Origin of the sequence: Actinotalea sp. JY-7876, from assembly GCF_014042015.1 — a bacterium.
Taxonomy (GTDB): Bacteria; Actinomycetota; Actinomycetes; order Actinomycetales; family Cellulomonadaceae; genus Actinotalea.
On the sequence record NZ_CP059493.1, the window covers coordinates 602,431 to 614,414 of the forward strand.

Below are 11,984 nucleotides of genomic sequence, written 5' to 3' on the forward strand. Positions count from 1 at the left end.
CCCCCGGCCGGGCGGCGGGCGGCCGGCGGCGGTGGCCGCGGGGCGCCGCCGGTACCCTGGCGCGGTGAGCCTGCACCTGTTCGACACCGCGACCCGCGCCACGCGCGAGCTCGTCCCGCTGCGTCCGGGCGAGGTCGGGATCTACGTCTGCGGTGCCACGGTGCAGGCATCGCCCCACATCGGGCACATGCGGCTCGCGGTCGCGTTCGACGTGCTGGTGCGCTGGCTCGAGCGCAGCGGGCTCCGGGTGACCATGGTGCGCAACGTCACCGACATCGACGACAAGATCCTGCGCCTGTCCGCGGCCGCCGACGTGCCGTGGTGGGCCTGGGCCCAGCGCTTCGAGCGCGAGTTCTCGGCGGCGTACGACGCACTGGGCGTCCTGCCACCCACCTACGAGCCGCGCGCGACGGGCCACGTGACCGAGATGGTCGAGCTCATGGAGCGACTCGTCGAGAAGGGCCACGCCTACGTCACCGGCGAGGGCGACGTCTGGTTCGACGTGCGGTCGTGGCCCGAGTACGGGTCCCTGACCAACCAGCGGCCCGAGGACCTGCCGCCCGCCGCGGACTCCGCCGACGAGCTCGCGTCCGGGGTCAAGCGCGACGCCCGCGACTTCGCGCTCTGGAAGGGCGCGAAGCCCGACGAGCCCCTCACGGCGTCCTGGCCCACGCCCTACGGCCGCGGCCGGCCGGGCTGGCACCTGGAGTGCTCCGCCATGGCGCAGCGCTACCTCGGCGACGCGTTCGACATCCACGGCGGCGGCCTGGACCTGCGCTTCCCGCACCACGAGAACGAGCTCGCGCAGTCGCGCGCCGCCGGGCAGGAGTTCGCGCGGCTCTGGATGCACAGCGCGTGGGTCACGCAGGGCGGCGCGAAGATGAGCAAGTCGCTCGGCAACTCGCTCATGGTCGGCGCGATCCTCGACCAGACGCGTCCGGTGGTGCTGCGGTACGCGCTCACGGCCGTGCACTACCGCTCGATGCTCGAGTACTCGCCGGACACGCTCCACGAGGCCGAGGCCACCTGGAACCGGTTGGAGGGCTTCGTCCGGCGCGCCACCGAGCGCCTCGGGGCGGTGCCCGACGACGAGGTGCGCGCGAGCGTGCTGCCCGCCGACTACGTCGCGGCGATGGACGACGACCTCAACGTGCCGGCGGCGCTCGCCGTCGTGCACGAGCACCTGCGACGCGGCAACACCGCGCTCGCGGACGGCGACCTCGCCGCCGCGCGCGACGCCCTGGTCGCGGTGCGGGGCATGCTCGACCCGCTCGGCCTGGACCCCGCCCGCTGGGCCGGGACCGGGGCGGGCGCCGACTCGCGCGCCGAGCACGCCCTCGAGGCGCTCGTCGCGGCCGAGCTCGAGGCCCGGGCCCAGGCGCGCGCCGCCAAGGACTGGGCCACCGCCGACGCGGTGCGGGACCGGCTCACGGCCGCCGGCATCGTCGTCGAGGACTCACCGACCGGTGCTCGCTGGTCGCTCGCGCACGACCAGGAGGACTGATGGCCGGCAACTCACAGCGCCGCGGGGCGACCCGCAAGGCGGGGACCAAGAAGGGCGCGAGCGCCGGCACGGGGGGCAAGAACCGGCGCGCGCTCGAGGGCAAGGGCCCGACGCCCAAGGCCGAGGACCGCCCGTACCACGTGGCCGCCAAGCGCAAGGCCGCGGCCGAGCGGCTCGATGCCGCGACCTCGCGCGGCCGCCGCTCACCCGTCGCCGGCGAGGGACGCCCCTCGGGGGGCCGCCCCGCCGCCGGCCGCCCCGCCGCCGGGGGCCGCCCGACCGGGCGCCCCGCCCGCGAGGACCGCACGACGTCGTCGCGCCCGTCGCGCCCCGGTGGCGCCTCGGGGCGCGGGTCCAAGCCCGCACCCACCGCCGAGATCGTCGCCGGGCGGAACTCGGTCGTGGAGGCCCTGCGCGCGGGCGTGCCCTGCACCGGGGTCTGGGTGGGCCACCGGATCGACGCCGACGAGCGCGTGCGCGAGATCCTCAAGATCACCAACGACCGCAACCTGCCGCTCCTGGAGGTCACCAAGCCAGAGCTCGACCGCCTCACGGACGGGCTCGTCCACCAGGGCGTCGCGATCCAGGTCCCCGCGTACCAGTACTCCGGGCTCGAGACCCTGCTCGCGCGCGCGGAGCGCGCCCAGGAGCCGGCGCTCATCGTCGCGCTCGACGGCGTGACCGACCCTCGCAACCTGGGCGCGGTGCTGCGGTCCGCCGGCGCCTTCGGCGCCCACGGCGTCGTGGTCCCCGAGCGGCGCGCGGCCGGCGTGACGGCGTCGGCCTGGAAGGTGTCCGCGGGAGCGGCCGCCCGCGTGCCCGTCTCGCGCGTCACCAACCTGGTCCGTGCGCTGACCGAGCTGCGCGACGCCGGCTGCTTCGTCGTCGGTCTCGACGCGGGCGGCACCATGGCCGTCGGCGACCTCGAGCTCGCGACCGGACCGGTGGTGCTCGTCGTCGGCTCGGAGGGCAAGGGCCTCGGGCGTCTGGTGCGCGAGACCTGCGACGTCGTCGCGTCGATCCCGATCCGCAGCGCGGTGGAGTCCCTCAACGCCGGTGTCGCTGCGGGCATCAGCCTCTACGAGGTGGCCCGGCTGCGCGCGCGCGACGCCGGCTGAGGCCCGGCGGGGCCGGTCGCCGGCCCCGCCCGCCGCGCGTCCGGCCGAGCCCGCTCAGCCGCTGACGCGCGGCAGCACCGCCGTGTCGACGCCGAGGACCGCCTTCTCGTCGGGACGGTGCTGGAGCACGTGCTCCACGTAGCTGCGCACGGCCTCGGCCATGGGGACGTCGCGCTGCTGCTCGCGCGAGACGAACCACCGGTGGTCGAGCATCTCGTGGAACATCTGGGCGGGCTCGAGCTTGCCGCGCAGCTCGCGCGGGACGGCGCGTACGGCCGGCTCGAAGACGGTCGTGAGCCAGTCGTGCGCCGCGAACTCCTCGTCCTCGCCCTGGCGGTCGGCGGCGGCACGGTAGGCGTCGAGGTCGTTGAGCAGGCGGCGGGCCTGGTTCTCCTCGACGTCGAGGCCGGTCAGGCGCATCAGGCGGCGGCTGTGGTGGCCGGCGTCGACGACCTTGGGCCGGATGTTCACGGTGGTGCCGTCGACGTCGGTCGTGATGTCGAGCTCGCCGACGTCGAAGCCGAGCGCGTTGAGCTGCTCGATGCGCGCCGCGACCCGCCAGCGCTCGCCCGTGCCGAACGACTCCGCCTCCGTGAGCGCGTTCCACAGCTCCTCGTACCGCTCGACCAGGCGGGCGCCGACGGCGACCGTGTCGACGCCGGACTCGAGCAGCTCGCCGGCCTCGAGGTCCATGAGCTCGCCGATGATGTTCACGCGGGCGACCTCGAGGTCGTACGCGCGCTGGCCGTTGCTCAACCGCTCGTGCAGGTCGCCGGTCTCGGCGTCCACGAGGTAGGCCGCGAAGGTCTCGGCGTCACGCCGGAACAGCGTGTTCGACAGCGACACGTCGCCCCAGTAGAAGCCCGTCAGGTGCAGCCGGACCAGGAGCACGGCGAGCGCGTCGATGAGGCGCGTCGTCGTGTCCGGCTGGAGCACCTGGCTGAACAGGGCGCGGTACGGCAGCGAGAACTGCAGGTGCTTGGTGATGAGGACGGCCTCGAGCCGCTCGCCGTCGGGGGAGCGCCGACCGGTGATGACGCCCACGGGCTCGACGCTCGGCACGTCGAGGCGGCGCAGCGCGCGCAGCAGCTCGTACTCGCGGTAGGCGACCGTCTCGCCGATCTCCTTGACCGCGATGACGCGCCCCGACAGCTTGACGAAGCGGACCACGTGCCGCGAGATGCCTCGCGGGAGCGCCGCGAGGACCTCCGCCGGCCACTCCTCGAGCGGGACCTCCCACGGCAGGTCGAGCAGCGCGGGGTCGGGGGACGCCGCGGTGATCTGCAGCGAGTGGGGCATCGGATCCTCCGAACGCGAAGGGCGGGACGGCTGCTCGCCGTCCCGCCCTCCGGGTGATGGTGCGGGTGCTGCTCAGATGGTGATGCGGGCGCCGCTCGCGGACGAGAAGGCGTGGGTCTCACCCGGGCGGATGGCCACCCAGAGCGTGTCGCCCTTCATGGGCACCTGGCGCGGGTCTACGCGCACGATGACCTGCGCTTCACCGGCACCCGAGTGGATCTCCTTGGCGGCCGCGCCGGCGCCGGCGAGCTCGCCGTAGACGAACGCGTCGGAGCCGAGCTCCTCGACCAGGACGACCTTGATCGGGATCGCGCCCTCGTTGGCCTGCGTGACGATGTCGAGCGACTCGGGACGGAAGCCGAGCGTGACGTGCCCCTTGTCCTCGGGCTTGATCGCGCTGATGATGCTGCGCTCGAGCGGGATGCGCGTCTGGCCCAGCTGCGCGGCGCCGTCGGACACCTGGAACGAGCCGATGTTCATCGCGGGCGAGCCGATGAAGCCGGCGACGAAGACGTTCGCCGGGGTGTCGTACATGTCGCGCGGCGTGCCGACCTGCTGCAGGACGCCGTCCTTGAGGACCGCGATGCGGTCACCCATGGTCAGGGCCTCGGTCTGGTCGTGCGTGACGTAGACCGTGGTGACGCCCAGGCGGCGCTGGAGCGAGGCGATCTGCGTACGCGTCTGCACGCGGAGCTTGGCGTCGAGGTTCGACAGCGGCTCGTCCATGAGGAACACCTGCGGCTGGCGCACGATGGCGCGGCCCATGGCCACACGCTGACGCTGACCGCCGGAGAGCGCCTTCGGCTTGCGGTCGAGGTACTCGGTGAGGTCGAGGATCTTGGCGGCCTCCTCGACGCGCTTGCGGATGTCGGCCTTGGGGGTGCCGGCGATCTTCAGCGCGAAGCCCATGTTGTCCGCGACGGACATGTGGGGGTAGAGGGCGTAGTTCTGGAACACCATCGCGATGTCGCGGTCCTTCGGCTGGACGTCCGTGACGTCGCGGTCGCCGATGAGGATGCGGCCGGAGTTGACGTCCTCCAGGCCGGCGAGCATGCGCAGCGAGGTCGACTTGCCGCAGCCCGAGGGGCCGACGAGGACGAGGAACTCGCCGTCCTCGATGTGCAGGTCGAGCGCGTCGACCGCGGGGCGCTCGGTGCCGGGGTAGACCCGGGATGCCTTGTCGTACGTGACCGTGGCCATGTTCGATCCCTCCACCGGCAGGTACGTGCCGGACGATCCGTCGTGATGGGAGTGTCAGGTGTCGACCTCGACACCGGCACGTGGACGTGGACCGTGTGGTCCGTGTCACGCGTGCGACGGGCTCATCCTGCCACACGGCGAGCGGGACCCGCGACGAGCCCGGGCGGCTCTCCGGCGGTCCTCAGGCGGCTGCGGCGGCGTCGGCGAGGCGCGTCAGGAGGTCGGCGACGGCCTCGGGGTCGCGGACCCGGAAGCGGGCCGCGGTGGCGCCCTCGCCGACCTTGACGGTCACGTCGTCCTCGCGGAGCGTGACGAACGCGCGCTCGTCCGTGACGTCGTCGCCCGCGTACAGGACGACCGACGCGCCGGTCTCCTCGCGCAGCGTCGCGAGCGCGTCGCCCTTGGTCACGCGCAGCACCGCGAGCTCGACGACGTCCTTGCCCCGCATGGCGTCCACGGCGTCGCCGCCCAGCGCGAGCGCGAGGTCGGTCAGGTGCGCGGCGTCCTGCGGCGTCGCGGTGCGCGTGTGCAGCACGACCGAGGCGGGCTTGTGCTCGACCCGCGCCGTCGTGCCGCGGGTGAGGGCCGTCAGGCGTTCCGCCAGGTCGGCGAGCCGCGTGGCGGCGGCGGGCTCGAGCTCGAGCTCGACGCGCTCGAGCCCGCCGCGGGTCCAGCGCCCGCGCTCGGCGCCGTGGCTGCCGGTGAGCCACGTGCCCTCGGGCACCCGCGCGAGCGCGGCGAGGTCGGCGACGGCGCGGCCGGAGACGAGCGCGAGGTGCAGCCCGGGCACGCCGGCGAGCCGTTCGAGCGCCGTGACGGCCGCGGGCAGCGGCCGGCTCGCCGCCGGGTCGTCGACCAGCGGCGCGAGCACGCCGTCGAAGTCGAGCGCGACCAGCACCTGCTCGCCGTCGGCCAGGCGCCGTGCCAGGTCGGCGACGGCGTCAGAGAGCGCGGGTCCCGGCGCGGCGTCGGGGGAGGGCGCCGTCACCGGCTGCCCCCGCGCGGCTCCTCGTGGCTCGGCTGGTGCGCGAGGCGCAGGTGCGCGTCCTCGACGACGGGCGGCTCGCGGCCGTCCGCCCCCGCCCCCAGGGCCGCGAGGAAGCTGTTCGACCACTTGGTGACGTCGTCGCTCAGCACGCGGCGGCGCAGCTTGCGCATGCGCTTGCGCATCTCGCCGCGGTCCATCCGCGCCGCACGGTCGATCGCGCCCTTCAGCCCGTCGATGTCGTGGGGGTTGACCAGCAGCGACCCGGCCAGCTCGTCCGCCGCGCCCGTGAACTCGCTCAGCACGAGGACGCCCCGGTCGTCGACGCACGCGGCGACGAACTCCTTGGCGACGAGGTTCATGCCGTCGCGCAGGGAGGTGACGAGCATGACGTCGGCCGCGAGGTACAGGGCCGCCATCTCCTCGGGCGGGTAGGAGTGGTGCAGGTAGTGGATGGCCGCCGAGCCGATGCCGCCGAACTCGCCGTTGATGCGCCCGACCAGGCCCTCGACCTCGTCCCGGAGCTGCTGGTACGCCTCCACGTTCTCCCGGCTCGGGCTCGCGACCTGCACGAGCGTCGCCTCGGGGACCGAGAGCTTGCCGTCGGCGAGGAGCTCGCCGTAGGCCTTGATCCGGTGGCTGATCCCCTTGGTGTAGTCGAGGCGGTCGACCCCGAGCAGGAGGACCTGCGGGTCGCCCAGGTCCTTTCGGATCTCCGCGGCGCGTGCCCGGACCTCGGGCCGGCGCGCCATGGCGTCGAAGCGGGACGAGTCGATCGAGATCGGGAACGCCGCGGCCCGCACGGTGCGCTCGCCGTCGGGCGTCGGGACCGTCACGAGCGGTCCGCGGGTGGTCAGGTCCGTGAGGCGTCGCACGACGCGCGTGAAGTTGGCCGCGTCGCCCGAGCGCTGGAAGCCGACCAGGTCGGCGCCGAGCAGGCCCTCGACGACCTGCCGCCGCCACGGCAGCTGGGCGAAGATCTCCAGGGGCGGGAACGGGATGTGGTGGAAGTACCCGATGCGCAGGTCCGGCCGGAGCTCGCGCAGCAGCGCGGGGACGAGCTGGAGCTGGTAGTCGTGGACCCACACCACGGCGCCCTGTGCCGCGAGGCCGGCGGCCGCCTCCGCGAAGCGGCGGTTCACGCGGCGGTAGGCGTCCCACCAGTGCCGGTGGAACTCCGGCGGGCTGATGACGTCGTGGCTCAGCGGCCACAGCGTGTCGTTCGAGAAGCCCTCGTAGTAGTCGGTGATCTCCTGCGCGCTGAGGGTCACCGGGATCAGGCGCATGCCGTCCGCGTCGAAGGGGTCGGCCTCGACGTCCGCCGAGCCGCTCCAGCCCACCCACGCGCCGTGGGTCGCCTGCATCACCGGCTCGAGCGCGCTCACCAGCCCGCCGGGGGAGCGGCGCCACGACTGGCTGCCGTCCTCGTCCACCGTCAGGTCCACCGGAAGGCGGTTGGCCACCACCACGAGCTCGTACTGCTGCGTCGACGACGTCACGCGTTTCACCCCTCGGATCTCGCGACCGAGGCTATCGAGGTCCGTCACGGCGCGCTCGGGCGTCCGCGCCGGCCGTGCGCGCCTCGGTGACCCGGCGCGCGCGCGCCGCTACCGTGCGGTCATGGAGCGCATCGAGGTGACCCCGGGGACGGAGATCGGTGGTTACCGCGTGATCGGTCCGCTCGGCCGCGGCGGCATGGGGGCCGTCTACCGCGCCGCGGACGGCGACGGGGCGACCGTCGCGCTCAAGCTGCTCCACCCCCACCTCGGGGCCGACCCCGACGCGCGCGAGCGCCTGCAGCGCGAGGTGCGCCACCTGCAGCGCATCCGCCACCCCGGGGTGGCGCGCGTGCTCGACGCCGAGATCGACTCGACCGAGGCCTTCGTCGTCACCGAGCTCGTCGACGGCCAGGACCTGGGCGCGCACGTCACGGCACGCGGCCCCCTGCCCCCCGGCGAGCTGGCCGACCTGGCGGAGCGGCTCCACGACGCGATCGCCGTCGTGCACGAGGCCGGCGTCCTGCACCGCGACCTCACGCCGGGCAACGTCATGGTGACCTCGCGCGGCCCCGTGCTCATCGACTTCGGCATCGCCCAGGCCGTCGACGACGTGCGGGTCACCTCGACGGGGCTGGTCATGGGCACACCCGGGTACCTCTCACCCGAGCTGCTGGACGGCGCCGAGCCGTCCGAGTCGGGCGACTGGTGGGGCTGGGCCGCGCTGCTCACCCTCGCCGCGACGGGCCGGCCGCCCTTCGGCGGGCCGCCGTTGCAGGCCGTGCTGTCCCGCGCCCGCACGGGCCAGCCCGACCTGGACGGTCTCGCGCCGCGCACGGCGGCGGCCCTGCGCGGCGCTCTCGCGGTCGACCCGTGGCGCCGCACCGAGCCCGAGGAGGTCGTGGCCGAGCTGCGGCGTGCCGCCCAGGGTGACACCGACGCGCCGGCGACGGCCGGCGCCACGGCGGTCCTGGGGGTGCCGGGCGCGGGCCGCGACACCGGCGAGGGCGTACCGGCGACCGCTGTCGTCGCGGCGCCCGCGGGCGCCGACCTGGACCACACCGCGCTCGTCGGCTCGGACGGCCTGACGCGCGCCATGCCGGTCGCCGGCGACGGGTACGACGGCGAGGGTGACGACGACGGCGAGGGCTACGACGACGGCGAGGGCTACGACGCGGCCGACGACGGCCAGGGCTACGACCAGGACCCCGACGAGGACGTCGATCCGGACGGGGCGCCCGGCGAGCCGACCGAGCCGGCCGAGCCGCCGCGGCGCAGCGGGACCGTGCTGGCCCTGGGGGCGGTCCTCGTGGCGCTCGGGGCGACACGGCCGGGCGTCGCGCTGCTCGTGGCGATCGGGCTCGCGGTCCTCGCGCGCAGCGTCGGCCTCGCGGTGCGCGCGGTCCAGCGGCGACGGGCCCGGCGTGGCCGTGGCCGCGGGGACGCCGCGGCCGCCGTCGCGAGCTGGCCCTGGTACCTCCTGCGGGCCGTGGTCGGGGTCGTCCCGGCGGTGCTGGTCGCGCTCAGCGTGGTCGTCGTCGTGGGCGGGGTCGGCTGGTGGCTGCTGGACACCGAGCGCTGGGTGCTGGTGGCGGGCGCACCGGGTGAGGAGGGCCTCGGCGACAACGCCGCGTGGGTCACGGCCGCCCTGCTCGCGCTCGCGGTGCTCGCCGGCCTGCTCACGCTCTGGTTCGGGCCCATGAGCCGCGCGACGCGCCTCGGTGCCCGCTGGGTGCTCGGCGCGGTGGCGCCCGGGTGGCCCGGCGCGCTGACCGCGGTGGTCCTCGGCCTCGCCGGAGCGGCCGCGCTCGCGACGCTCGCGTTCCTGGGCCAGGACGTCGCCTGGTGGCCGCTGCCCGGACCGCCGGAGCTCGGGTGACGGACGGGGGCAGAGAGTCCCAGGTCGTGCCCAGGCAGCGCGCGTACGCTCGCCGCATGAGCAGCGGGTGGTCCGCGGCTACGCGCCGCGAGCGGTGGGCGGGGCGACGCCCCGACGCCGCGACCGCGCTCACCCTGGCCGCCCTGGCGCTGCTCGCCGGGATCGCCACGCTGCTCGCACGCACGGGCACGCTCCTGGTCCACGCCTGCCTGCCGGGCGACGGCCTCGTCGGCGCGCTCGGCGTGCGCCTCGCCCTCATCGGGCCCGACGGCGAGTGCCCCGAGGGAACCCTCGGACTCGCGGGTGACGGGGCGGCCCGCCTCGTCCTGCTCGTCGCGCTCCCCGTCGTCCTCGCCTACGTGGCGGCGGTGCTCGGCGGGCTGTCGGTCGTCGTCGTCGTGCGTGCCGCGCGGCGGGCGCTCGGAGCGTGCGTCGCGTCCCTCGCGGCGCTGCGACCGCGGCTCCCCGCCGCCCCCCAGCTGCTCGTCCGGCCCGTCGCCGCTCCCGCGGCGCACCGCGTGCTGGCCCTGGCCCCGCAGGTCCTCGGTGCCCTGGTGCGCCGGCGCGGCCCGCCGGTCCTCGCCACCGCCTGACGCGCCACCGGGCCGGCCACGCGCCGGCCGTCGAGCGCCGACGGCACCCCTCGGTACGCCCGCAGCCCCCGCGCGCCTCGCGCGCCCCCAGCCGGAGGAACCCATGTCGAGCACCACCCCACCCCGCCCCACCAAGGCCGCGCGCCGTGACGAGGCGCGCGCCGAGGCCCTGCGCCTGCGCGAGGAGCAGCAGCGCCAGGCGCAGCGCCAGCGCACCATCGTCATCTCCCTGCTCGTCGTCGGCCTCGTGGTCGTCGGCGGCCTCATCTGGTGGATCATGTCCATGGCGCAGGAGGACCAGGACTTCGCCGAGGTCGAGCAGCCCCTGGCCGGGGTCAGCGCACCCGCCGCCGCGAACGACGAGGGCGGCATCCGCGTCGGCGAGGACGGCGTGGCCCGTGACATCGACGTGCCGGAGGACGCCGTCGTCGTCACGGTCTACGCCGACTTCATGTGCCCGATCTGCGGCCAGTTCGAGCAGGTGAACGGCGCCGACCTGGACGAGCTGCGCGAGGCCGGCGAGGTCGTCGTCGAGTACCGGCCGGTGAGCATCCTCGACCGCTTCTCGCAGGGCTCGCAGTTCTCGACCCGATCCGCGACGGCGCTCGCCCTCGTCGCCGACCGGGCACCGGAGGCGTTCCTCGGCTTCAACCAGGCCCTGTTCGCGAGCCAGCCCGCCGAGGGCACGTCCGGGCTCTCGGACGAGCAGATCGCCGAGCTGGCGGAGGCCGCCGGGGTGCCGCAGGACGTCACGCGGACCATCGCCGACGGCAGCTACATGGAGGGCGAGGATTCGTTCGCGCCGTGGGTGGCCGCGGCCACCGAGCAGGCGTCGCGCGACTTCGCGCCGCAGTTCGGCACGCCCACGGTGCTCGTGGACGGTGAGAACGTCGCCGACCAGCAGGTCGACTGGCGCGTCCCCGGGGCCCTCGTCGACGTGATCGAGAAGGCACGTGGCTGACGACCGGGCCTCCGGCACCGAGGTGCTGGACCGCCCGCTGCCCGCCACGGACGGACTCGTGGCACGCCTGTTCCGGCTGCGCCACGACAACCGGTTCATCTTCACGACCATGCTCGTGTCCGCGTGCATCAGCCTGCTCGCGTCGTTCGTCCTGTCCGTCGACGCGCTGCGGCTCGCCGAGGACCCGGACAAGCTCCTCAGCTGCGACATCAACGCCGTGCTCTCGTGCGGCACCGTCGCGCAGTCGTGGCAGGCGTCGCTGTTCGGCTTCCCGAACGCGTTCCTCGGGCTCGTGGCCGAGCCGGTGGTCATCACGATCGCCGTGGCCTCGCTCGGGGGCGTCCGGTTCCCGCGCTGGTTCATGGCGGCCGCCCAGACCGTCTACACGCTGGGCGTGATCTTCGCGTACTGGCTCTTCGTGCAGTCGATGTTCGTGATCGGCGCGCTGTGCCCCTGGTGCCTGCTCGTGACGATCTCCACCACCCTGGTGTTCACGACCCTGACCCACGTGAACATCCGCGACGGGAACCTGTTCCTGCCGCGCCGCCTGCAGGCGAAGGCCCGGTGGGCCATCGACCACGAGGTCGACGTCGTCGTGGTGTGGGTGTGGCTGCTGCTGCTCGCGGCGCTGGTCGTCGCGAAGTACGGGCCGACGCTCGTCGGGTGACCCGGCCGGAGCGGCATGCGGGACCCGCATGCCGCTCTGGCAGACTTGGCGCGCCCGGCCCACCGGCCGCGCCGCCGCCTTAGCTCAGTGGTAGAGCACCCGCCTTGTAAGCGGACGGTCGTCGGTTCGAATCCGACAGGCGGCTCTTGCGGAGGGTGCTCCGATCGGGTGAGCGCGGGTGTCGGGATTGCCCAGGGCGGTCCCGCCGGAGTGGCGTAGTGGTAACGCGGTTGTCTTGTGAACAGTCGTCGCGGGTTCGATTCCCGCCTCCGGCTCGGGAGC

The 11,984-nt window shown here is 74.7% G+C and carries 10 protein-coding genes and 2 tRNA genes; 8 read left to right on the forward strand and 4 right to left on the reverse strand.

The window, feature by feature from the left end; all coding sequences use genetic code 11:
- The first annotated feature begins 64 nt into the window (after window positions 1-64).
- The gene (gene cysS, locus H2O74_RS02955) at window positions 65-1,504 is read left to right on the forward strand and encodes a cysteine--tRNA ligase (protein WP_182113056.1); all 1,440 of its coding nucleotides are present in this window, start codon (window positions 65-67) and stop codon (window positions 1,502-1,504) included.
- Window positions 1,504-2,622 (forward strand): 23S rRNA (guanosine(2251)-2'-O)-methyltransferase RlmB, encoded by a 1,119-nt coding sequence (gene rlmB / locus H2O74_RS02960; protein WP_182113057.1) that lies wholly within the window; start codon window positions 1,504-1,506, stop codon window positions 2,620-2,622. Before cysS ends, rlmB begins: the two co-directional genes overlap by 1 nt.
- Before the next feature lie 54 nt (window positions 2,623-2,676).
- On the opposite strand, the gene H2O74_RS02965 is transcribed toward rlmB, so the two are convergent.
- The 4 genes from H2O74_RS02965 to H2O74_RS02980 form a co-directional block, all read right to left on the reverse strand.
- On the reverse strand, window positions 2,677-3,921 hold the full coding sequence (locus H2O74_RS02965) for a DUF4032 domain-containing protein (RefSeq protein ID WP_182113058.1): 1,245 nt from the start codon (window positions 3,919-3,921) through the stop codon (window positions 2,677-2,679).
- A 72-nt stretch (window positions 3,922-3,993) separates the two neighbouring features.
- Window positions 3,994-5,121: an ABC transporter ATP-binding protein gene (locus H2O74_RS02970; protein ID WP_182113059.1), complete on the reverse strand. Its 1,128-nt coding sequence runs from the start codon at window positions 5,119-5,121 to the stop codon at window positions 3,994-3,996.
- Window positions 5,122-5,302: 181 nt separating this feature from the next.
- Window positions 5,303-6,109: a trehalose-phosphatase gene (otsB, locus tag H2O74_RS02975; RefSeq protein WP_220458013.1), complete on the reverse strand. Its 807-nt coding sequence runs from the start codon at window positions 6,107-6,109 to the stop codon at window positions 5,303-5,305.
- Window positions 6,106-7,605 carry a trehalose-6-phosphate synthase gene (locus H2O74_RS02980; RefSeq protein WP_255491750.1) on the reverse strand — a complete coding sequence of 500 codons (1,500 nt, stop codon included), beginning with the start codon at window positions 7,603-7,605 and terminating at the stop codon, window positions 6,106-6,108. The genes otsB and H2O74_RS02980 overlap by 4 nt, the downstream gene beginning before the upstream one ends.
- Window positions 7,606-7,726: 121 nt before the next feature.
- Between H2O74_RS02980 and H2O74_RS02985 the strand changes: the two genes are divergently transcribed.
- From H2O74_RS02985 to H2O74_RS03010, 6 genes are all read left to right on the forward strand, one after another.
- Window positions 7,727-9,481 carry a serine/threonine-protein kinase gene (locus H2O74_RS02985; RefSeq protein ID WP_182113060.1) on the forward strand — a complete coding sequence of 585 codons (1,755 nt, stop codon included), beginning with the start codon at window positions 7,727-7,729 and terminating at the stop codon, window positions 9,479-9,481.
- Window positions 9,482-9,537: 56 nt separating this feature from the next.
- Entirely contained in the window at window positions 9,538-10,074 is a 537-nt protein-coding gene (locus H2O74_RS02990; RefSeq protein WP_182113061.1) for a hypothetical protein, read from the forward strand.
- Between the two features lie 103 nt (window positions 10,075-10,177).
- A complete protein-coding gene (locus H2O74_RS02995; protein WP_182113062.1) occupies window positions 10,178-11,035 on the forward strand; it encodes a thioredoxin domain-containing protein in 858 nt (285 codons plus the stop codon).
- Window positions 11,028-11,702, forward strand: a complete 675-nt coding sequence (locus H2O74_RS03000) for a vitamin K epoxide reductase family protein (protein WP_255491751.1) — start codon at window positions 11,028-11,030, stop codon at window positions 11,700-11,702. Before H2O74_RS02995 ends, H2O74_RS03000 begins: the two co-directional genes overlap by 8 nt.
- A gap of 73 nt (window positions 11,703-11,775) precedes the next feature.
- Window positions 11,776-11,847 (forward strand) — tRNA-Thr (locus H2O74_RS03005).
- A gap of 59 nt (window positions 11,848-11,906) precedes the next feature.
- Window positions 11,907-11,977 (forward strand) — tRNA-Thr (locus H2O74_RS03010).
- Window positions 11,978-11,984 lie beyond the last annotated feature (7 nt).

Excerpts from the sequence above, each read along its gene's own strand:
- rlmB (WP_182113057.1), top strand. The coding sequence starts at position 1,504 with ATGGCCGGCAACTCACAGCGCCGCGGGGCGACCCGCAAGGCGGGGACC.
- H2O74_RS02965 (WP_182113058.1), bottom strand. The coding sequence starts at position 3,921 with ATGCCCCACTCGCTGCAGATCACCGCGGCGTCCCCCGACCCCGCGCTG.
- H2O74_RS02970 (WP_182113059.1), bottom strand. The coding sequence starts at position 5,121 with ATGGCCACGGTCACGTACGACAAGGCATCCCGGGTCTACCCCGGCACC.
- H2O74_RS02985 (WP_182113060.1), top strand. The coding sequence starts at position 7,727 with ATGGAGCGCATCGAGGTGACCCCGGGGACGGAGATCGGTGGTTACCGC.
- H2O74_RS02990 (WP_182113061.1), top strand. The coding sequence starts at position 9,538 with ATGAGCAGCGGGTGGTCCGCGGCTACGCGCCGCGAGCGGTGGGCGGGG.
- H2O74_RS02995 (WP_182113062.1), top strand. The coding sequence starts at position 10,178 with ATGTCGAGCACCACCCCACCCCGCCCCACCAAGGCCGCGCGCCGTGAC.